The sequence below is a fragment of the Fodinicola acaciae genome (assembly GCF_010993745.1).
Lineage (GTDB): Bacteria > Actinomycetota > Actinomycetes > Mycobacteriales > HKI-0501 > Fodinicola > Fodinicola acaciae.
Map to the genome: position 1 here is coordinate 187,554 of NZ_WOTN01000004.1, position 20,918 is coordinate 208,471.

21 protein-coding genes and 1 tRNA gene are annotated in these 20,918 nt (G+C 68.9%); 11 read left to right on the forward strand and 11 right to left on the reverse strand.

Translation table 11 applies throughout. The features are described 5' to 3' along the window. Positions 1-7 precede the first annotated feature (7 nt). Positions 8-925 carry a small ribosomal subunit Rsm22 family protein gene (locus GNX95_RS36135; protein ID WP_163512301.1) on the forward strand — a complete coding sequence of 306 codons (918 nt, stop codon included), beginning with the start codon at positions 8-10 and terminating at the stop codon, positions 923-925. On the opposite strand, the gene GNX95_RS36140 is transcribed toward GNX95_RS36135, so the two are convergent. The 5 genes from GNX95_RS36140 to sp36 form a co-directional block, all read right to left on the reverse strand. Next, entirely contained in the window at positions 922-4,443 is a 3,522-nt protein-coding gene (locus GNX95_RS36140) for an adenylate/guanylate cyclase domain-containing protein (RefSeq protein WP_222854214.1), read from the reverse strand. The genes GNX95_RS36135 and GNX95_RS36140 overlap by 4 nt on opposite strands. Further along, on the reverse strand, positions 4,444-5,121 hold the full coding sequence (locus GNX95_RS36145) for an MBL fold metallo-hydrolase (RefSeq protein WP_163512302.1): 678 nt from the start codon (positions 5,119-5,121) through the stop codon (positions 4,444-4,446). Continuing rightward, on the reverse strand, positions 5,118-5,987 hold the full coding sequence (locus tag GNX95_RS36150) for an NUDIX hydrolase (RefSeq protein WP_163512303.1): 870 nt from the start codon (positions 5,985-5,987) through the stop codon (positions 5,118-5,120). Before GNX95_RS36150 ends, GNX95_RS36145 begins: the two co-directional genes overlap by 4 nt. Before the next feature lie 159 nt (positions 5,988-6,146). Continuing rightward, positions 6,147-6,602, reverse strand: coding sequence for a RidA family protein (locus tag GNX95_RS36155; protein WP_163512304.1), 456 nt, complete (start codon positions 6,600-6,602; stop codon positions 6,147-6,149). Beyond that, on the reverse strand, positions 6,603-6,761 hold the full coding sequence (gene sp36, locus GNX95_RS36160; RefSeq protein WP_163512305.1) for a Sp36 family protein: 159 nt from the start codon (positions 6,759-6,761) through the stop codon (positions 6,603-6,605). Between the two features lie 90 nt (positions 6,762-6,851). On the opposite strand from sp36, the gene GNX95_RS36165 reads away from it, so the two are divergent. The 5 genes from GNX95_RS36165 to GNX95_RS36185 all read left to right on the forward strand — a co-directional run bounded on the left by GNX95_RS36165 (position 6,852) and on the right by GNX95_RS36185 (position 10,938). After that, positions 6,852-7,442, forward strand: coding sequence for a flagellar basal body-associated FliL family protein (locus GNX95_RS36165; protein ID WP_163512306.1), 591 nt, complete (start codon positions 6,852-6,854; stop codon positions 7,440-7,442). Positions 7,443-7,566: 124 nt separating this feature from the next. After that, positions 7,567-8,268, forward strand: coding sequence for an Rv0361 family membrane protein (locus tag GNX95_RS36170; RefSeq protein ID WP_163512307.1), 702 nt, complete (start codon positions 7,567-7,569; stop codon positions 8,266-8,268). 17 nt (positions 8,269-8,285) lie between these two features. Then, complete coding sequence (gene bagA / locus GNX95_RS36175; RefSeq protein ID WP_163512308.1) at positions 8,286-9,311, forward strand: ATPase BagA; 1,026 nt, start codon at positions 8,286-8,288, stop codon at positions 9,309-9,311. Then, positions 9,304-10,416, forward strand: coding sequence for an ArsA family ATPase (gene bagB, locus GNX95_RS36180; RefSeq protein ID WP_163512309.1), 1,113 nt, complete (start codon positions 9,304-9,306; stop codon positions 10,414-10,416). The genes bagA and bagB overlap by 8 nt, the downstream gene beginning before the upstream one ends. A gap of 57 nt (positions 10,417-10,473) precedes the next feature. After that, on the forward strand, positions 10,474-10,938 hold the full coding sequence (locus GNX95_RS36185) for a MarR family winged helix-turn-helix transcriptional regulator (RefSeq protein WP_163512310.1): 465 nt from the start codon (positions 10,474-10,476) through the stop codon (positions 10,936-10,938). Positions 10,939-10,956: 18 nt separating this feature from the next. On the opposite strand, the gene GNX95_RS36190 is transcribed toward GNX95_RS36185, so the two are convergent. Further along, on the reverse strand, positions 10,957-11,268 hold the full coding sequence (locus tag GNX95_RS36190; RefSeq protein ID WP_246281945.1) for a WhiB family transcriptional regulator: 312 nt from the start codon (positions 11,266-11,268) through the stop codon (positions 10,957-10,959). Between the two features lie 225 nt (positions 11,269-11,493). On the opposite strand from GNX95_RS36190, the gene GNX95_RS36195 reads away from it, so the two are divergent. Next, positions 11,494-13,806 carry a transglycosylase domain-containing protein gene (locus GNX95_RS36195; RefSeq protein WP_163512312.1) on the forward strand — a complete coding sequence of 771 codons (2,313 nt, stop codon included), beginning with the start codon at positions 11,494-11,496 and terminating at the stop codon, positions 13,804-13,806. A gap of 632 nt (positions 13,807-14,438) precedes the next feature. Here the strand turns inward: GNX95_RS36195 and GNX95_RS36200 are convergent. Both GNX95_RS36200 and GNX95_RS36205 read right to left on the reverse strand, forming a co-directional pair. After that, positions 14,439-14,882: a GNAT family N-acetyltransferase gene (locus GNX95_RS36200; protein ID WP_163512313.1), complete on the reverse strand. Its 444-nt coding sequence runs from the start codon at positions 14,880-14,882 to the stop codon at positions 14,439-14,441. After that, positions 14,875-15,327, reverse strand: coding sequence for a GatB/YqeY domain-containing protein (locus tag GNX95_RS36205; protein WP_163512314.1), 453 nt, complete (start codon positions 15,325-15,327; stop codon positions 14,875-14,877). Before GNX95_RS36205 ends, GNX95_RS36200 begins: the two co-directional genes overlap by 8 nt. A 63-nt stretch (positions 15,328-15,390) precedes the next feature. Between GNX95_RS36205 and GNX95_RS36210 the strand changes: the two genes are divergently transcribed. Beyond that, positions 15,391-16,278 (forward strand): metallophosphoesterase, encoded by an 888-nt coding sequence (locus tag GNX95_RS36210; protein ID WP_163512315.1) that lies wholly within the window; start codon positions 15,391-15,393, stop codon positions 16,276-16,278. Positions 16,279-16,328: 50 nt separating this feature from the next. Continuing rightward, positions 16,329-16,402, forward strand: a tRNA-Pro gene (locus tag GNX95_RS36215). Positions 16,403-17,312: 910 nt separating this feature from the next. On the opposite strand, the gene GNX95_RS36220 is transcribed toward GNX95_RS36215, so the two are convergent. Both GNX95_RS36220 and GNX95_RS36225 read right to left on the reverse strand, forming a co-directional pair. Next, the gene (locus tag GNX95_RS36220; protein ID WP_163512316.1) at positions 17,313-17,750 is read right to left on the reverse strand and encodes a heavy metal-responsive transcriptional regulator; all 438 of its coding nucleotides are present in this window, start codon (positions 17,748-17,750) and stop codon (positions 17,313-17,315) included. 35 nt (positions 17,751-17,785) lie between these two features. Beyond that, positions 17,786-19,147 carry an FAD-dependent monooxygenase gene (locus tag GNX95_RS36225; protein ID WP_163512317.1) on the reverse strand — a complete coding sequence of 454 codons (1,362 nt, stop codon included), beginning with the start codon at positions 19,145-19,147 and terminating at the stop codon, positions 17,786-17,788. 59 nt (positions 19,148-19,206) lie between these two features. Here GNX95_RS36225 and GNX95_RS36230 point away from each other — a divergent pair, with 59 nt between their 5' ends. Next, positions 19,207-19,797 (forward strand): TetR/AcrR family transcriptional regulator C-terminal domain-containing protein, encoded by a 591-nt coding sequence (locus tag GNX95_RS36230; RefSeq protein ID WP_222854215.1) that lies wholly within the window; start codon positions 19,207-19,209, stop codon positions 19,795-19,797. A gap of 58 nt (positions 19,798-19,855) precedes the next feature. Continuing rightward, a complete protein-coding gene (locus tag GNX95_RS36235; protein ID WP_163512318.1) occupies positions 19,856-20,065 on the forward strand; it encodes a hypothetical protein in 210 nt (69 codons plus the stop codon). Here the strand turns inward: GNX95_RS36235 and GNX95_RS36240 are convergent. Then, complete coding sequence (locus tag GNX95_RS36240) at positions 20,062-20,913, reverse strand: DUF2268 domain-containing putative Zn-dependent protease (RefSeq protein WP_163512319.1); 852 nt, start codon at positions 20,911-20,913, stop codon at positions 20,062-20,064. The genes GNX95_RS36235 and GNX95_RS36240 overlap by 4 nt on opposite strands. Positions 20,914-20,918: the final 5 nt, after the last annotated feature.

A 20,918-nucleotide genomic window follows, 5' to 3' on the forward strand; every position in this document is an offset into this window, starting at 1 on the left:
CTCATGTGTGGATCTGGCTGACGCGCTCGAGGAGCTGGCAGGTGAGCTGCCCGCGCGGCGACTGGCCGACGAGGTCGAGCGCTGGCAGCGGATCTATCGCGATCCGGCGGCGGACCTTGCGGCGGCACCGCGGCTGACGCCGGAGCAGGCGATCGCGTACGCGGTCTATCGGATGCCGGCGACGTACGCGGCGACCACGGCGGCGCTGACCGAGGTCGCTGCCGCGATGCCGGATTTCGCGCCGGTCAGCATGCTCGACATCGGCGCCGGCGCCGGCGCGGCGAGCTGGTCCGCGACCGATGTTTTCCCATCGATGAAAGACATCACCGCGATCGAGCGCGACCCGGCGATGCGAGCGGTCGGCCAGCGGCTGGCGGAGCGGACGTACGTCACCGCCGATCTCGCGACCAAGCGGGACTTTCCGAGCGCCGACCTGGCGGTCGCCAGCTACAGCCTCAACGAACTGTCCACTGTGGACACTGTGATCGCCGAGCTGGCACGGAAAGTCCAGACCATCGTCATCGTCGAGCCTGGCACGCCACGCGGTTTCGCCGGCATCAGAGCGATCCGTCGACAGCTCGTCGACCTTGGCATGCGCGTCGCGGCTCCGTGTCCGCATGACGGCGAGTGTCCGATCGTCGACCCGGACTGGTGCCACTTTTCCGTACGCCTGCAGCGATCGGCCGTCCATCGGCGGGCGAAGCGAGCCGATCTCGGTTACGAGGACGAAAAGTTCAGCTATGTCGCGGCCACCCGGCTGCCGGTCGAGCGCGCGTCGGCCCGCGTACTTCGCCATCCGCAGATCCGCTCGGGTCACGTGATGTTGCGGCTCTGCCGGGACGGCATCGAGGACGTGACCGTCTCGAAACGCCAAGGCGACGCCTACAAACGCGCGCGGCGCATCTTGTGGGGAGACGCGTTTTAGCGGCAGAGCAGCCGCTCGGCCAGGCCGTCGGTGGCGCGGCGCTCGCTGACCTGCTCGGTCGCGTACGCCAGCGTGCAGGCCTCTTCCATCGCCTCGCACGCCAGCTGTGTGGCACCGGTCGCGGCCAACGCCTTCGCCAAAGCACGTGCGGCGACGACTCGGCTGCGTACGTCCTCGGCTGGCACGTCACGCGCGCGCTGGGCCCATGACAACGCCTCGTCGGAGCGACCGGCATCGACCAGCATCGCCGCGTAATGCGCCAAGGCCTGGCGGCGCGGAAACACCAGCGACGGACTGGCGGCGGCCTTCGCGACATCGGTGAGCAGGCTGATCGCCTCGTCCAGATCGCCCTGCGCGCGCCGCGCACGAGCCAGCAACACGACCGGACCGACCGCGGCGGCCTCGGTGACCTGCAGCGGTGTGATCAGCTCCAAGGTCACGCGCGCGTCCGCCTCGGCACCGACCGCGTCGCCGGCGTCGAGCTTGCAATAGCCGAGCAGCGTACGCGCGACGCCGAAGGTCAGCGGATGCGCCGCCTGCTCGGCAATCCGTACGGCCTCGACGAAAATCGGCGTGGCCGTGCCGGCCAGAGCGGCCGGATCGGCGCACCGATCGCGTGCGACGACGCCGCGTACGACCAGCGCCAGCGACCGACCCCAGGCATCGTCCAGCTGCTCGAAGGCACGCAGCGCGACCCGGGCCTCCTTGTCGGCCTTGGCCAGCTCGCCGAGCTCGGCCGCCGCGTACGCGTCGACCATCCGCACCGCCGCGCCACCCCACTCGTCGCCGAGCCGCTCTGCGTACGGCAGAAACTCGGCGGCGAGCGCTCGCGCTTGGCGCAGCCGGCCCTGCAGGAGCCGTACGAAAGCCTCGGTGCCGGTGACCCACGACCGACCGGCGACGTCTTTCAGGTCAACGAAAAGCGTCGCGGCGCGATCCAGTGCCACCTCGGCGCGGTCGAAATCGCCGCGTGAGGTCGCCGACCAGGCGATGTTCTGCAGCGCCCAGCCCTGACCGGGACGGTCGTGCTGGGCCAGTGACAGCTGATAGGACTGCAGGAATCGCTCGTCGGCGTCGGCGAGCCGCCCGGTCAGATAGTCGAGCATGCCCAGCCGGCGCAGCGCCTCGGTCTCGTACTCCGGCAGCTCCGCCTGCTGCGCGACGGTCCGCCACGCGGCCGCGGCCTCCTCGAAGTGGCCGAGCGCCCGCTCGGCCTCACCGATGATCAACAGTGAACCGGCCGAGGTGACCTTGTCGCTGGCCGACACGTCCTGATGCAGCCGCTCGGCCAGCGCCAACGCCTCGGCGTAACGGCCCGTGCGTACCCATGCGCGCGCTCGCGCCAGCGTCAGCTCCACCGGCAGCTCGTCCTTGGCCAACGCGGCCGCGCGGTCGAGGAAACCGGCCGCCTGCGCCGGCTGCGAGTCGGCGAAAGCCGCTGCGGCGAGCCGACCCAGCGCCGCCACGCCGATCGAGGCGACCGCGCGCGGATCGGCGCCGGGCGCCAGCCGCATCGCGTCGGCCAGGCTCAGCGCCTCCTCGGCGTGCCGGGCGACGAACGTGTCGCGCTCGATGCCGGCCAGCTCCGGGTCGTCAGGCGCCAGCGTCTCGGCCCAGCGGGCCAGGTGCGCGTGCCGGGCGGCCAGGTCGGTCTTGCCGACACCGGCGTACGCGGCCTGGCGCATGAACGCGGTGACGAACGTGTAGCCGCCGCGGTTGGACGGCCGCAGCATCCGCCGCGCGACCAGCTCGGCGATGTCCTTTGGCAGCCGCTCCAGCTGCAGCGGGACGCCGACCGCCTGCTCCGACCGCAGCACCGCCAACGCGCGTACGGGGATGCGCTCGCCGACCACCGCCGCGTCTCGCAGCACCGCGCGAGCGCCGGCCGGCAACGAGTCGATGCGAGCGGTCAGCACGGCGGCCAGGTCGACCGACAGCAGCCGGCCGGACAGGCTGCCGGGCTTGAGCTGCCAGCCGGCGCTGCCGCCGGTCAGCGCGCCCTGCTCGACCAGCAGCGCGACCAACTCGGCCAGATAGAACGGGTTGCCCTGCGCCATCGCCAGCAGCCGTTCCTGGTCGGCCGCCGGCAGCTGGCCGCCACCGAGATACGCGCGGAGCAGCCGCGCGGAAGCGGCGCCGGACAGCGGCGCCAGGGTGGTGACCTCGGCGTCCGGAAAGCGGCTGAGCAGCTCGCTGCCGCGCGCCAGCTCGGCACGGCCGAGCAGCAGCGTCAGCACCGAGCACCCCTGCAGCCTGGTGATCACGTCGGCCAGCGCGGTGGCCGTCTCCGGCGGCGCGTTGTGCGCGTCGTCGATGATCAGCACCACCGGACAGGTCTCCTCCGACATCGCGCGCAGCAGGTTGGCGACCGCGGCCGGCACGATGTCGCGCGCCTCGGTGCCAGGCGGCCGGCCACCCGGCACGACACCTGACCGTGGCGGCGTCTCCGCGGAACCGACCAGCTCCAGCAGCGGCTCGAGCGCGGCCTGCAGGTCGGCGCCGTCCGTGTGCGTGCGCAGCCGCTCGACCGTGCGGCGCACCCGATCGGCGACCTCGGCGCGGCTGTCGTCCGGCTCCACGCCACAGGCCTGCCGGACCAGCCGGACCAGCGGACCGAGCCGGCCGTCACCGTACGCGGCGCAGCGGACCCGCAACGTGCAGCCGTGCAGCGTGTTTTCCGCGTACCGGCCGAACTCCGTGCCGAGCCGCGTCTTGCCGATGCCGGCGTCGCCGGTGACCACGAGCAGGTGGCTCGACTCGCGGTCGGAGACCTCCAGATAGCGGCCGGCGAGGCGTCCCATCTCGGCCTCGCGGCCGATGAACGGCGCCTCGTCGCCGAGCCCCGGCCGCGCACCTGGCGCATCGCGCAGGCTGAGCAGCTCGTACGCCTCGACCGGCTCGCGTTTTCCCTTGAGCCGCAACGGCGGCAGCCGCCGCCAGGCGGCACGGTCACGGGTCGCGCGCTGGGTCGCGACGCCGGCGTACACGCCGCCGACACCGGCCGCGTCGGCCAGCCGCGCCGCGGTGTTGACGGTGTCGCCGATGACCGTGTATGACAGCGCCGCCTGCACGCCGGCCGCGACCTCGCCGGTGTTCAGGCCGACGCGCAGGCCGAGCCGGCGGCCACCGCCGACCTCGTCCTCGACCATCCGGCGTACGGCTCGCTGCATGGCGAGCGCCGCGCGTACCGCCCGCTCGGGATCGTCCTCGTGTGCGACCGGCGCGCCGAAGACCGCCATGATGCCGTCGCCGACCAGCTTGTCGACGTTGCCGCCGAAGGCCGTCACGGCCTGCGCGCAGGCGGCCATCACGCGGTCGGTGACCGCGCCGACCCGCTCCGGGTCGAGCTGCTCGGACCACGCGGTGAACTCGGACAGGTCGCCGAACAGCACCGTCACCACCCGCCGCTCGGTGGGGATGCCGACGGTGGCGGCCGGCAGAGCCGCGCCGCAGGCGTGACAGAAGTGCGCGCCGGGGACCGCGACGGTCCCGCACACCGGACATCTCACCCCGGTCACCTACGGCAATCCACGGAGATATTCCAGCTGCGCGCGTACGGATGCGGTCGCCGCCGGCCACACCGACCGGTCGACCTCGGCGTACACGCGCTCGACGACCTGCTCGGCGGTCGTGTCTCCGGCCGCCAGCGCGTCCCTGACCTGCTGCAACCGCTCCTCGCGATGGCGCAGATAGTCGCCGGCGACCGCCTGCAGGTCAGGCAGTGTGGGGCCGTGGCCGGGCAGCACCTCCAGCGGACCGAGGTCGCGCAGGACCCGCAAGGTCGACAGATAGGGACCGAGCTTGTCGACGACCGTCGTGCCGCGGCCGAGGATCGTGTCACCGGTGAACGCGGCCTGGTCGCGCCAGACGAAGGTGTACGAGTCGTCGGTGTGGCCGGGCGTGTGGATCGCGGTCAGGCCGGGGACGACCTCCTCGCCGTCCTCGTACGCACCTGGCTCGCGGACCGGTGCGTTGGTCAGCTCGGCGAGCCGCGGCACCGCCTCGGTGTGGTCGAAGTGGTGGTGCGTGGTGATGATCAGGCTGACCGGACCGAGCGCGGTGATCGCCTTCAGATGGCCGTCGTCGAGCGGCCCCGGGTCGATGACCACGCCGCCGTCCAGGACGTACGTGTTGGTGCCGTCGAGCGTCATCGGGCCGGGGTTGGGCGCGAGGATCTGGGTGACGCCGTCGGTCATTCCGCCTCCCGTACGTACGCCGGATCCTCCGGGGTGACGAACCGGAACGCGCCGCTCTCGGTCGGATGCAGCTGCGGCGTGATCCGCTCGATGTGCCGGCCCTCGGCCGCCTTCAGCGCGTCGGCGGCCGTGGCGAACTCGGCCAGGTCGAGCAGTGTGTAAGCGGTCGGCGGCACCATGATCCGCTCGCCCGCGTCCAGCTCGGCGATCGCGTCGGCCGGCCGCACCCAGGCCACGTCGGACGCCTCCGCGGCGACCGCGCCGGTGCGCTGGCCGGGCGGCAGCGCGGCGAGCAGGAAGCGCGTGTCGAAGCGGCGGATCTCGACCTCCGGTGTCAGCCAGTGCGACCACGGCCGGAGCAGGTCGGCGCGGATCCTCAGGCCGTGCCGGGTCAGCAGCTCGGTCAGGCTGGTCCCGCGGTTTTCCAGCGCTCGCGCGGCTTCCTGCCACTCCGGCGTACTCGTGTCGCCGACGACCGTCTCGTCATCGGGGCCGGCCAGCAGGACACCGGACTCCTCGAACGTCTCGCGTACGGCCGCGGCTATCAATCCGCGAGCCAGCGGCTCGTCGGCGGACAGGCTCGCGGTCCACTCCACCGCGGGCGGCCCGGACCACGGCACGTCGACGGCCCCGATGTCGGCCGGATCGACCGTGCCGCCGGGAAAGACCGTCATGCCGCCGAATGCCTTCATCGAGCCCTGCCGGCGGAGCAGATAGGTCTCCAGGCCGCGCCGGCCGTCGCGCAGCAGGATCACCGTCACCGCGTCCCGGACCGGCGCTTTTTCGCGCGGTTGCGACGGATCCCGCGCACGCGCCTTCGCGGCCTGGGCCGCGATCGCGGCGGGGATCTCGAACTGGCGCCTCACAACAGCACATCGTATGTGCTGGGACCGACGTTTCGATGTCCTTAATGCGCGGCTTGCACCGCCTTGAGGCGCATCGCCGCTGCTCAACGGTGGTTTGTCACACTCGTACGCGCCACCGGGACGACGCGATCGGAATCCGATTGCGTCGTCCGTGGACGGCTATTCGACCTCGAGGATGGCTTCGACTTCGACTGGTGTGTCCAGCGGCAGCTGGTAGACGCCGACGGCGCTGCGCGCGTGCTTGCCGGCCTCGCCGAAGACCTCGCCGAGCAGCTCGCTCGCGCCGTTGATCACCACCGGCTGGCCGGTGAAGCCGTCGGCCGACGCGACGAAGCCGACCAGCTTCACCACGCGTACGACGTTGTCCAGGCCGACCAGGTCCTCGACCGCGGCCAGGATGTTCACCGCGCACTGCCGCGCGTGCTTGGCGGCGTCCTCCTGGCTGACCTCGGCACCGACCTTGCCGGTCACCGGCAGCTTGCCGTCCACGAACGGCAGCTGGCCGGAGACGTAGACATAGTTGCCGGTCCGCAGCGCCGGCACGTACGCGGCGGCCGGCGGCACCACCGGCGGCAGGTCGATGCCGAGCTCGGCGAGCTTGTCCTTGACGCTCATCTACGCCTCCTTCGGCCGCTTCAGATAGGCGACCAACTGCTCGGTGTTGGGCCCGGGAATGACGGCCACCAGTTCCCAGCCGTCCTCCCCCCAGTTGTCCAGGATCTGCTTGGTGGCATGCACCAGCAGCGGCACGGTCACGTACTCCCACTTCTGCATGGCCGCACCATAACCCGGCGCACGCTGAGGTTTAAGGCAGCCCTAATCACCCCTGGTTACCGTCACCGTCCGTTAACCGAGGGGGAATCCATGAGCTACCCACACCAATCGGGCTTCGACCCACAACCTCCGCCGAAGAAGTCGCGCACAGGCCTGATCGTCACGCTCAGCGTCGTCGGTGCGGTCGTCCTGTTGCTCTGCTGCGGTGGCGTGGCCGGCATCTTCCTGTTCAACCCGCTCAAGCCGGCGAGCCAGCCACGGCCACAGACGCAGACACCCGCCGCGCAACCAAGCAGCAGCGCGAGTACGCGCAGTCAACCTGACAACAACACGGGCGGCGCGTCCACCGCACGCGATGCCGCCGATCGCTATCTGACCGCGGTGAAGAGCCGCGACGACAAGGCAGCGGCACCGGTGACCTGCGCGTCGCTCGGTCAACAGCCGCCACCGGGAATGCCGGCCGGCCTCGACCCCTCCACCATCCAGGTGAAGAGTTTTACTTACACCATCAGCAAAGACGACGCCACCAGCGATACGCACCACGACGTCACCGCGCCAACACAGATCACGCTCACGGTCGCCGGTGAGGACTACGACGCCACCGGCACGTACAAGCTCGGCGTCGACAAGCAAGGCGGCGGTTGGAAGGTCTGCCAGGCGAGCTTCAGCCTGGACGGCTGACCAGCGCGGTTGGCAGCTTCCGCCGGCCCGCGCTGCGGGTTCGCCACATACGACTACCCTGGACGCCATCGAGGCGAGGCCGTCGCATTTCGACCGCGACGGGGATCTTTGAGGGGAAATCGCGATGAGCTACCCGCCAGGGCCGTACGACAAGGGATACGGCGGCCAGCCGGACCCTGGATACGGCGGACAGCCCTCCGGCCCGGGATATGGACAGCAGCCCGGCTACGGCCAACCGGACTACGGACAGCAGCAGCCGGGCTACGGCCAGCCGTCCGGTCCGCCGGGGTTCGGCCAGCCGTCCGGAGCGCCCGGCTTCGGTGATCCCAACGCCGGCTTTCCGCCGCCTCCGCCGAAGAAGAGCAACACCGGCCTGATCATCGGCATCGTCGGTGGCGGCGCGGCGTTGGTGCTGTGCTGCGTCGGCGTCATCGTCGTCCTGTTCATCACCGGCGTCTTCGGCGGCGGCGGAAGCGCGCGGTCGGCGGCCGAGACGTATCTGAAGGGCTTCGCCGACAAGGACGGCAGCAAGGTCTCCAGCGTGCTGTGCAACAAGCTCAAGAGCGGCAGCTCGTCGGACGCTCCCGGTCCGATGTCGACCTCGTCGTCCAGCTCCGGCTCCGGCTACTACACGTTCAGCTACACCATCACCAACGACGAAGAGGTCTCCAGCAGCGAGCACCAGGTGAGCGCCAGCATCAACTACTACGGCAGCTACAACGGCACCTCCGCCACGCTCTCCGGCACGCTGAAGATCGAGGTCGACAAGGAAGACGGTGCCTGGAAGGTCTGCGACTTCGACACCAGCGGCCTGAGCCAGGGATAGCCGACCACGGTCTGTTTATGGGGTCGGGCACTTCTGCGAGCGTCCGACCAGCCGGCCGACTAGCCTGTCAACCCGTGTCCACACGCAGCGACTGGCCGACCGCTCGGCTGCACGTGGTGACCGGCAAAGGCGGCACCGGCAAGACCACCGTCGCGGCCGCCATCGCACTCGCGCTGGCGGCCGACGGCAAGCGCACGCTGCTGGTGGAGGTCGAAGGCCGGCAGGGGATCGCGCAGCTGTTCGACGTGCCTCCGTTGCCGTACGAGGAGCGGAAAATCGGCTCGGCGCCGCGCCGCGGCGAGGTGTGGGCCCTGGCCGTCGACGCCGAGGAAGCGCTGCTGGACTACCTGGAGATGTTCTATCGGCTCGGCCGCGCCGGAAAGATCCTCAAGCGGTTCGGCGCGATCGACTTCGCCACCACGATCGCGCCAGGCGTACGCGACGTGCTGCTCACCGGCAAGGTGAAGGAGTCGGTGACCCGGATGGAGCGCGGCCACCGGCGATACGACGCCGTGGTGCTGGACGCACCGCCGACCGGCCGGATCGGCCGCTTCCTCAACGTCACCTCCGAGGTCGCCGGCCTGGCCAAGGTCGGCCCGATCAAGACCCAGAGCGACGGCGTGGCCGCGGTGCTGCACTCGCCGCTGACCGCCGTGCACGTGGTCACACTGCTGGAGGAAATGCCGGTGCAGGAGACCGCCGACGCGATCGCCGAGCTCGGTGAGCTGTCGCTGCCGGTGGGTACGGTCGTCGTGAACCAGGTGCGCGAGCCGCGGCTGGCCGGCACCAAGGTCAGCCAGGCGGAGCTGAGGCGCGGCCTGACCGCGGTCGGCCTGCCGGTCGACAAGCCGACGCTGACCGCGCTGGTCGAGGAGGCGACCGACTATCGCTCGCGCGTGGAGCTGGAGCAGCGCCTGCAGGGTGAGCTGGAAGCGCTGGAGCGGCCGATGCTGCGGCTGCCGTTCCTGCCGGACGGCGTCGACCTCGGCGGCCTGTACGAGCTCGCCGAGACGCTGATCGAGCAGGGAGTTCAGCGTGCCTGAGCTCGACGTCGACGCGCTGCTGAAAGATCCGAAGACGCGGATCGTGGTCTGTTGCGGCTCCGGCGGCGTCGGCAAGACCACCACGGCCGCGGCGATCGGCGTACGCGCGGCCGAGCTCGGCCGGCGTACGGTCGTGCTCACCATCGACCCGGCCCGCCGGCTGGCGCAGGCACTCGGACTCACCGAGCTGGACAACACCCCGCGTCCGGTGTCCGATGTGGACGGTGACCTGCACGCGATGATGCTGGACATGAAACGCACCTTCGACGAGGTCGTTCTGGCCCACACGGACGCGAAAAAAGCCGAGGAGATCTTCGCCAACCCGTTCTACCAGGCGATGTCGTCGACGTTTTCCGGCACGCAGGAATACATGGCGATGGAAAAACTCGGCCAGCTGCGCGCGGCCGACGAGTGGGACCTGATCGTCGTCGACACGCCGCCGTCCCGGTCGGCGCTGGATTTCCTTGACGCTCCACAACATCTGGCCAAGTTCCTGGACGGCCGGATGCTGCGCATCCTGCTCACGCCGGCGCGCGTCGGCGGCCGCGGCATGTTCAAGATGCTGGCCGGCACGCTGTCCTTCTTTTCCAAGGCGATGACCAAAATCCTCGGCGCGCAGCTGATCGGTGACCTGTCCACCTTCGTGTCCGCGCTGGACTCGATGTTCGGCGGTTTTCGGGAGCGCGCCGACGAAACCTACCGGCTGCTGCAGACGCCGGGCACCGCCTTCCTGGTGGTCGCCGCGCCCCAGCCGGACGCCGTACGCGAGGCGGCGTACTTCGCCGACCGGCTGGTCGAGGAGGACATGCCGCTGGCCGGCCTGGTGCTCAACCGGGTCGACCAGGTCGCCGCCGCCGAGCTGACCGCCGAGCAGGCACTGGCCGCGGCGCAGCAACTCGAGGCCTCCGGCGAGTCGCCGACGACCGCCGACGTGTTGCGCGTACACGCCGACCTGGTGGCTTTGGTGCAGGCGCAGGCCAGGATCGCCGACCGGTTCACCGCGGCGCATCCGACCGTGCCGCAGGCGACCGTACGCACGCAGCCGGAGGACGTACACGACCTCGCCGGCCTGCGCCGCGTCGGCGCCGCCCTGGCCGGCGACTGACCGCGTTCCGCCGTGTCGGCGGCATGTCGCGGGCGGACGTACGGCCATAATGCCGGGATGAGCGACGAACCACGCTGGCTGGACACACAGGAGCAGGCCGCGTGGCTGGGGTTCGTCAAGATCACCAGGCTGCTGTTCGCCCGTCTCGACCAGGAGCTGTCGGCGCGCAGCGGCCTCTCACACAGCGACTACGTCGTGTTGGTCGTGCTGTCGGCGCAGAGCGACCGGCGGATGCGGATGGGGATGCTCGCCGAACTCACCACGGAGTCGCGCAGCCGCCTCTCGCACCACATCGCGCGACTGGAGCAGGCCGGCTGGGTGCGCCGGGAGGACGACGCCACCGATCGTCGCGGCTCGGTCGCCATCCTGACCGACAAGGGCTTCGCGACGCTGGAGAAGGCGGCACCGGGACACGTCGAGGACGTACGCCGCCACCTGTTCGACCACCTGAGCGCGGCCGAGGTGCGTACGCTCGCGGAGATCACCGCCAAGGTGAACGCCGCGCTGGAGCGGAAGGCCTGACGACCAGCCTCGCCCTGGTCAGGCGGTCGGCTGGAGCTGGTGTTGCTTGCGTGCGGAGTCGAGCAGCTTGGACCAGGACTGTACGTCCGGACGGCGGCGCAGCAGTGCGCGGCGCTCCCGTTCGGTCATCCCACCCCAGACGCCGAACTCCACCCTGTTGTCCAGGGCGTCGGCCAGACACTCGGTCCGCACCGGGCACCCCATGCACACCATCTTGGCCTTGTTCTGCGCAGCCCCCTGAACGAATAGCTCATCCGGGTTGCGCGTGCGGCAAGCCGCTCTGGAAGCCCAGCCCTCGACCCGATCGGTCACGTCCGGGACCCCCCTCAGTGTTGTGGTCTTAACCCCTGGAGAGACGGTAGGAAACCGGACACCAGGTGCCACACCGGCTGATCGGTCCGATCTGACATCAGCCGAACGGTTGAGTTGGTGTGTCCAGCACCACCTTGACAACCCGCTTACAGCTTCGAAACAAGCGTGTAACCTGCGACTACTCGCCGTACGTGCGCGACCGCGGCTCAACTCCTCCGTCAATCGCCGCGTACTCTCGATCGGGTGACCAGCGTTCGAAGTTCCAGCCTGATGTCCAACCTGGTGTCGCTGTTGATGGCCGGGTTGCTCGCCGGAGTGGTCGTCGCCGCCGCAGCATTCCCGGCCGCCGCGGTCGCCGGCCTGACCGCCAAGGCTGGCGCCAACACCTTCGAGTCGCTGCCGAGCGAGCTGCAGACGCCGCCGCTGCCGCAGACCACGACCGTACTCACCGCCGACGGCAAGTTCGTCACGCAGCTGCACGGTGACCAGAACAGGCTGCCGGTGTCGCTGTCCAAGGTGCCGAAGGTGCTGCAGAACGCGGTGGTCGCCATCGAGGACAGCCGGTTCTACGAGCACCACGGCGTCGACCTCAAAGGCATCCTCCGCGCGTTTGTCAGCAACAGCAACGGCGGCAGCGGCACGCAGGGCGCCTCGACCATCACCCAGCAGTACGTCCGCCAGGACCTGGCGCTGACCGCCAAGACCGAGGCGCAGGTCGAGGCCGCTACGGCCAACACCATCGGCCGCAAGCTGCGCGAGATCCGCTACGCGGTGGCGCTGGAGAAGAAGAACACCAAACAGGACATCCTGGAGAAATACCTCAACACCGTCTACTTCGGTAAGAGCGCGTACGGCGTCCAGGTCGCCGCGCAGCGATACTTCGGCAAGGACGTGAGCCAGCTCGACCTCAGCGAGGCGTCGTTGCTGGCCAGCTTCATCCAGAGCCCCACGTACTATCCGAAGCACCCGAAGGAGGCCGAGGTCCGCCGGCAGTACGTGCTGACCCGCATGCAGCAGCTCGGCTACGCGTCCGCGAAGGACGTGGCGGCCGCCAAGGCGCATCCGCCGACGATCAAGCTGCAGTCGCTGCCCAACTCCTGCCTTCCCAACGGCTCGATCACCGAACGGAACAACTGGGGTTACTTCTGCGACTACCTGCGGATCTGGGCCCAGCAGAACCCGGCGCTGGGTCAGACCGCTGACGAGCGCTGGAACAACATCCTGTCCGGTGGCTACACCATCAAGCTGTCGATGGACTCCGGCATCCAGTCCGACGCGCAGGACGCGGTCGACAACCGCGGCGCCGGTCGCGGCGCCAGCCTGACCCAGGGCATCGCGATGATCCAGCCGGGCACCGGCAAGGTCAAGGCGCTCGCGGTCAACCGTACGTTCGCCAAGGGCAACGGCGACCAGTACGACCAGTTCCCGCTGCTCACCGGCGACCCGGCACACCAGAGCACCGCCGGCTATCCGTCTGGTTCGACCTTCAAGATGTTCGTCATGCTCGCCGCGCTGGAGCAGGGCATCCAGCTGGACACCGGTTTCTACTCGCCGCAGACCTTCTGTCCGCCGGGCCGTACGGACGGCTATTGCACGACCAACGCCAACAAAGACGGCTCGATGAACGGCTATCGCAACATGTGGAGCGGTTTCGGCGAGTCGGTCAACACCTACTTCATCCAGCTGGCGATGAAGGCCAAGATCACCAATGTCGCCAAGGCGGCGCAGAAGGCCGGCATCACCTTCTGGGGCACCAACAGCCTCAAGTCCATCCTGGACCAGGGTGACGGCACACACTCGCGGCTCTCGCTGACCTTCGGCCAGGGCTCGGAGACCTTCCCTCTGTACATGGCCAACGCGTACGCCACAGTGGCCGCGCGCGGCATGTATTGCGCGCCGACGCCGATCCAGTCCGCCACCGCACCGGGCGGCAAGCCGGTCGACTGGGCCAAGCCGGACTGCAAGCGCGTGTTCTCGCAGGGTGTCGCCGACGCGGCCACCGACGCGGCGCGTTGTCCGGTCGGACAGTCGGCCAAGACCGGCTCCTGCGGCTGGCCGACCGGTGGCTCGGTCGGCGGCGCGATCAGCCGGCCGGTGGCCGGCAAGACCGGTTCGACGCCAGAAAACCGGCAGGTCTGGTTCGCCGGCTTCGTGCCACAGCTGGCCGGCGCGTCGTTCTCCACGGACTCGAAGAATCCGTTCGGCGGGGCCACCAACAACGGCAACACCAACGTCGCCAACCAGATCTTCAGCTCGGCGATGTCGCAGGCCGTCGAGAACATGCCGGAAGAGGACTTCACCGCACCGCCGGACAACCTGGTCAGCGGTGGCACGCACGACCACTCCGGTGAGCCCGACCCGACACCGAGCGGCAGTAAGGCCACCCCCGACTCGCGGCACACCGGTGGTGGAAACGGTGGCGGCGGCAACGGTCATGGCGGCGGCAACGGTGGCGGCAACGGCACCGGCCACGGCGGTGGCATCCCCGGCCTGCCGTTCGGCTACTTCGCCAACAATGCCGCGACCACCAGCCGCCGGGTCAGCCCACAGGTCTGAGTGACCGTGGGGCCTCCCCACGTGCGCCAGTCTTGAGTTTTAACCTCTGGGCTGGTGACTGGTTCCGCGCCACTGGACACCCGACGGCTGGCAACGTGAGGGTCCCCGGCTGGCCGACCCCGCTCCCAGAGCTGCCCATCCGGGTCATCGTCGGGCAGCGCAGCGACCGCGTGATGTCCTTTCAGCCATCGGCTGCGCGGACCGGCCCGGAAGGTGTCACGGCGTCCCGATAGGTGGCGAAAGGGTCCACGCAATGGGAGCCAAAGGTCCGCGGCACGCTAAATGTCCGTCTTGTGAGGTTTGCCAGAGGGGTGAATCTCGAGTTACTGGCGCTAGACGCACGAAACACGGCTTTCAGCCTGCGTGACCGCCAGCCCCTGCGGTGGGTGTGACTGCCGAGGCCAGTAATGCCGTTGTGACTGCTCGCCGGGCCGAACTCAATGTCCAGGGGAGCCAATTGCCCGGTTTGATGTCACCACCCTAGCCGCCGCTGGATGTTCACAGAGAGACTCCTTACGCGCGCCTGGATCGCGACGGCGTGGAAGTCGCTGCGTCCCATACTGGTCCGCCGCGACAGCTGACCCGATCACAGTCCAGGACCTGCGATGCACGTAGGGAAGCCCTGCGGCGTTTCAGAGGTGCTTGGTGAAGAAGACGCGGTGGAAGCCGTCCTCGTCCGCCCGGTGGGTCTCGACGTAGCCGCGCCGCGGGTAGTACGCGAGGTTCTCGGTCATCGCGGCGTTGGTGTAGAGCCGGATCTCACGGAATCCGAGCCGGACGGCCTCGTGCTCGGCGTGCGCGAGCAGCTGCCGGCCGATCCCGCCGCCCTGCGCACCTGGACGTACGGCGACGTTCTCCAGCAGCAGGTGGTCGGCCTGCGGCACGAGCACGAGCAGTCCGACGATCCGCTCGGTCTCGGCGACCCAGGTGTGTCCGGCGCGTACGGCTGCGCCGTAGTCGGCCGTCATCGGCTCCGGCAGCCGTCCGATGCGCGGCACATAGTGCACGTACGCGGCGCGGGCCAGCTCCACCAGCACCGGCACGTCCTCCGGTGTGGCGAGCCGCAGCTCAGCCAAGCTGCCGGCGTACTTCCGCCGACACGCGGCCGCCGTCGGCGCGGCCGGTCACCTTCGGCATCAGCGCCTTCATGACCTGACCCATCGCCTTCATGCCGGCGGCGCCGGTCTCCTCGATAGTCTGTGACACCAGGCCGGTCAGCTCCTCGTCGGACAGCTGCGCCGGCAGATAACGCTCGATGATCGTGTTTTCCGCACGCTCACGCGCGGCCAGCTCGCCGCGGTCACGTGAGTCGAACACGTCGGCGGCCTCGCGGCGCTTCTTGGCCTCCGCGGTGAGCACCGCGAGCACCTCGTCGTCGGCCAGCTCGCGGGCCGACTTGCCGGCCACCTCGGCGGTCTTCACCGCGGCCAGCATCATCCGCAGCGTGGCCGTGGTCAGCTCGTCGCGTGCCTTCATCGCGGTGGTCAGGTCGGCCGTCAGGCGGTCCTTGAGTGCGCTCACGGTAGAAGAGGCTATTCCCTGGCACCTGCGAGCCGCAGCTTGGCCACTACTAGCCTGGTGAGCATGAAGTTGCGCACCGGGTTGACGTTGGCCGCAGTCGCCGGCGGGATCGCCACCGTCGGATACGCGGCCGGGATAGAGCGGACACGGTGGACGCTGCGCCGCTTCGACGTGCCAGTGCTGCCGCCGGACGCCGAGCCGCTGCGGGTCCTGCACATCTCCGACCTGCACATGACCCCCGGCCAGCGGTCGAAGCAGGAGTGGGTCCGCGAGCTGGCCGCACTCGACCCCGACCTGGTCGTGGTCACCGGCGACAACCTCGCGCACGTCGAGGCCGTCCCGGCGGTCGTACACGCGCTGACCCCGCTGCTGGAGCGGCCTGGCGCCGTGGTCTTCGGCAGCAACGACTATTACGGTCCGCTGCCGAAAAACCCGTTCCGCTATTTCGGCAAACCGCAGGTGCGCAAGTTTGGACCGGACCTGCCGTGGCAGGATCTGCGTGACGTGTTCACAGCCTCCGGCTGGGCCGACCTGACCAACGCGCGCGCCACCATCAAGGCCGGCGGCCGCCACATCGCGCTCGCCGGCGTCGACGACCCGCACCTTGCGCAGGACGACTACGACCGCGTCGCCGGCCCCGCCGACCCGACCGCCGACCTGCGTATCGGCCTGTCCCACTCACCGGAGCCCCGCGTACTCGACCGCTTCGCCGCCGACGGCTATGACCTGCTGCTCTGCGGCCACACGCACGGCGGTCAGCTGCGCGTACCCGGCTATGGCGCGCTAGTCACCAACTGCGGCATCGACCGCGACCGAGCCCGCGGCCTGCACCACTGGTCCGGCGACACCTGGCTGCACGTCTCGGCCGGCATGGGCACGTCCCCGTACGCGCCGATCCGGTTCGCCTGCCCGCCGGAGGTGAGCCTGCTCACGCTGATCCCGAACGGCTGAGCCTGCTGCACGACCGGTCATCGGCCTCGGCTAGACTTGTCGACGCACCCCGGGGTGTGGCGCAGCTTGGTAGCGCGCTTCGTTCGGGACGAAGAGGTCGTGGGTTCAAATCCCGCCACCCCGACTCGGGTTAGTGCAGCTCAGGGCCGGTTCTCCAACAACGGAGACCGGCCCTGAACGCGTCACGACACGTGCCGGTGAGAGATTTGATGAGAAACCTGCGAGACGATCCTGAAGGCCGGCACCTAGCTCGGCCGACTACGACTACAGCGAGTCGCCGTCGTCAACATGCTGCGCCATATTCCGCGATGACCTTGCGTAGTGGAGGCGCTGGAAGGGCATCGACGTCGTAGCCGGGGTTATCGGCAGCTCGCGCTATCTGAGTGCAAAATCCAGTGTCGTCGGGAGAGTCGTCACGAAACGTCTCCAGCGTTGGCCGACAGTGAATGATATCGACATCGCCGACCAGCTGAGCGACGGGCGGATATCGCGGTGTCACAAAGCGCTCAATCAGGTTGTTATCCGATGTTCGTAAGGTGCAGCTCGCAGTTGGCATCGGGTCCGACGACTCTGAGTCTGGGGTGTCAGCAACTGCGGGTTGACTGGAGTCGTCCACGGATGGCGCGCTCGTTGACGATGTCTGATCGCTGCCGCACGCTACGCCGCCGATGGCGATGGTGACAGCGGCAGTCAGAACGCCGATGGACCGAAGTAGGCGGTCTGGCAGGTGCATCGTTCGTTCTCCGCTCAGAGCCGGCTGGGAGACTTCTGAAGGTAGGTGGATCACGACCGACGCGTTGGACGATGGAGCGAAAGTCGAACGATCGCTACCGGAGACTGGACGTTTGCCGTCCGACCAAGGACCTTTGACCTGGAGAGTTGGGAGATGACCTTGGCTCCCGCCGCCCTGACTCGGGTTGGTGCAGGTCAGGGCCGGTTCTCCGGCAACGGAGACCGGCCCTGATCACGTCAGCAGCCGCAGTCGCAGGTCGGGTCGAGGCAGTCGGGGTCGCAACAGCAGGACAGCATGGTGGTCACCTCCATTCCGGGCTTGGGCACCAGGTGCCGGGGGTTGGATCGGCACAGTTGGCGGTGGGGATGGTGGACAACATCGTGACCATCTGGGTACGAAGAGCGGCGAGTCTGGCCATTTCGGTGTCCAGCTCGGCCAGCCGGCGACGCAGGAGGTGTTCGGCTGGTTCGCAGGGGCAGGCGCCGGTGTCGCGTACGGCCAGGAGGTCGGCGATGTCGTGCAGGGTCAGGCCGAGGCGCTGGCCGCCTTGGATGAACTTCAGCCGGTCGATCGCCTGGTGGTCATAAATCCGATATCCGGCCGGCGTACGTGCCGGCGGAGGCAGCAGGCCGGCGCGTTCGTAGTAGCGGATGGTGTCCGCGCTCAGGCCAACAGCCCTGGCCAGTTCGGCGACTCGCAGGCCTCGGATCGGTGCCGCCGTGGTGGTCGTGTCGCTCATGTCCTCGACGGTAAACCTTGGAGCAGGCTCCAAGGTCAAGCCGGAATTCGCGGCTTTCCGAACCATTGGTGGAGGGCGGCGGCAAGAGTCGTTGGCGCGGAAGGCTGCCAACAGACATAGCCGTCCGGACGTACGAGCATCGAGACGCCGCCCGGCAGAGCGGTGACTCGGTCGCGCCATGGTTCGGCGGCGGCGAGGAGCGTGCGGTCCGACGTCGCGTCCAGAAGGACGCCGCGACCAGTGACGAACGGCTCGCGCGGCACCTCCATGGGCGCGAAGCCGCCGCAGTCGTACGACACGTCGAGTCCGCTGATCATCTCGCCGAGGAAGGTGTTGACCGCCGGAAGATCCATCATTGTCGCGAAAACCTCGCGCAACGGCGTGACCTGCGGTCGCGGGTCCATCAACGCGACCTGAGCGCGGGTGTTGTGCAGTACGCGCTCGGCGACCGGCCTGCGTTCGACGGCGTAGGTGTCGAGCAGGTCGGCCTGGCCGCGGACCGCGTACGCGAGCTTCCAGCCGAGGTTCATCGCGTCCTGCAGGCCGAGGTTGAGGCCCTGCCCACCAAACGGCGAATGGACGTGTGCCGCGTCTCCGGCAAGGAAGACGCGACCGCGCCGGTAGTCGTCGGCAAGTCGTGTGTTGTCAGTAAAGCGTGACATCCACACAGGTTGTGCCGGGATGTCGACGTGACGGCCGGCGACGCGGTCGACAGCAGAGGAAAACTCATCGAGTGTCATCGGTTTGTCCTCAGGCGGCCCGTCGAACTCAACGACCACGACGCGCGCTGGCGTGATCTGCATGATGCCGCCGCTCGTACGATGCCAGCCAAGACCCGGATTTTCGTGCAGCTCAGGCACCGACACGTCGCCGAGCCGGCCAGTCAGCGTCGGTCCGCAGCCGTCGAAGGAAAAACCGGCCAGCTTACGGACAACGCTGCGGCCGCCATCGCATCCCACCACATAATTGGCACCGTACGTCTGACCGTCCATTGTGGATAGCCGAACACTGGCACCGTCCTGCGCAAGACCGACGACCTCCTGACCGCGCAGGATGACCGCACCCAGCTCGACAGCGCGCTTTTCCAGGAAAACCTCCAGCTCCGCCTGCGGAATGCCGACGAAGTCCGGCCGACTCGTGTCGAGCCGGTCCAGCCGGATCTTGCGTATGCCGGCGAAATGCGCGAGAGGCACCCGACGCGAGTGGCTTTTGCGCAGGTCGCCAAGGAGTCCGCGGATATCCAGGCACTCGGCCGTACGCGCGTGCAGTCCGCCGGCCTTCGAGAAGCCGGTCGGCGCCGGCAGTCGCTCCAGGACAGCGACCTCGAGGTCCCACAGCCTGAGCTCGGCAGCCAGCATCAGGCCAACCGGCCCGGCGCCGACAACGATAACGTCCATGTCGCTCTCCTTAACTTGTTAAACAACGAGACTGCCTTTAACTTGTTAAGGTGTCAACCGTGGAACGGGAACCCCTGACCAGAGACCGCGTGGTGGCGGTGGCGCTGAGGTTGCTCGACGAGGACGGCCTGGAAAAGCTCACGTTGCGGCGGATCGCGACCGCGCTGGAGGTCAGGGCGCCAGCGCTTTACTGGCACGTCGCCAACAAACGAGCGCTGCTCGACTATCTCACCGACGCGATGCTGGCACGTTCAGTGGCGGCATTGCGACCGCCGACCGCCGACGAGCCGTGGCCGGAGTGGCTGCACCGCGCGGCGGCCGCGCTGCGACGGTGCCTGTTGCGTCACCGCGATGGCGCCAGGGTCGCGTCCGGCGCCGACCTGACGCGTGCGGTCGCGCTCGCGGAGTGGTTGAAGCGTACGGTCAACGTCCTCTGCGACGCCGGGTTCGACCGGCACGACGCGCTGGTCGCCGGCGGCGCGCTGATGAGCCTGGTCATCGGTCGTACGGCCGAGGAGCAGGCGCTGCCCGCCGGCGGCATGATCGAGACCGGCCGCCGGCAGTCCGCCGACGCTCGCGCGCGTCAGGCGGTCGGCATCATGATCACCGGCCTGCGGACGATCCTGCACGAGTCGGGGTCGGCTCGGTGACTTGCGGTGACCTCCTAGACTCGCCTCGCCGATCGACGAAGTCACAGGAGTTTCCGTTATGAACAAACGCATTCCGACAGTGATCGCCGCCGCGATCGTGCTCGCCGGCAGCCTGTCCGCGTGCGGCGGCGGACAGAGCTGTACGACGACGACACGGTCCCCCGGCATCGGCGCTCCGTCGCCGAGCCCGACGCAGACCTGCCGCGCGACCCACAGCTCCACACACGACTCGTCGAGCACGTCCAGGAAGCGCAAGCGCAAGTCCTAGACGTACGCGAGGAGGTCTTCGAGCGGCTGCGCCACGCTTTCGGCGGCCGTACGACCGGTCGCGGCCAGGTAGGCGTCGACGATCCGCAATCCGACCGCATAGCCGGCGAAGTCCGGCACACCGACCGGCTGCTGACCCATCTCCGCGGCGACCGCGTCGCCGAAGATGTATGGCGTCAGGTTTTCCATTCCGGCCACGTCGATCGAGCCGGTGATCCGCTCGTACGCGGCATCCAGCTGCGCACCGCCGAGCGCGGTCGTCCACGGACAAAGCCCCTGCGGTCCGGCGAGCTCCCGCGCGAACGCCTCGGCGAGACCTTCGGAAATGACCCATTCGCCGACGGTCACGGTCGCCGGATTCCAGACCACGTTGGCATAGCGGACGTTGTGATGCAGCTCGTGCGCCGCCGCGTGACTGATTTTCGCCAGGCTCGTCTCGGTCGGCCACATCGTCAGCATGACAACTCCGGGAATGCCACCCATTCCCAGATAGCCGGAGCTGCGCCCGACCAGATGGGCATCGTCAGGATCGCCGAGCAACAGCACGACGTGGATCTCGTCGGCATGACGTACGCCGACCGGCTCCAACCTGTCCCACGCCGCAGCCATCGACTCGCTGATCCGGTCCCACACCTTCGCTTCCCGCAGCTGCTCCAGAGCGGCGGCGAAACGCGCGTCGTCACCGTCCAGGAGCTTGGCGAGGCCGCGGTGCATTTCCGGCCGGTCCATCGGTACGTACGGATTGCCGAGCGGCCTGACCAGCTCCAGGAGTGCGTCCCTGCGCTGGCCGACCGGCCGGTCCAGCAGCTCGCGCATGCCGGCGTCGGTGTCGTGCACGATGATCTTCATAACTC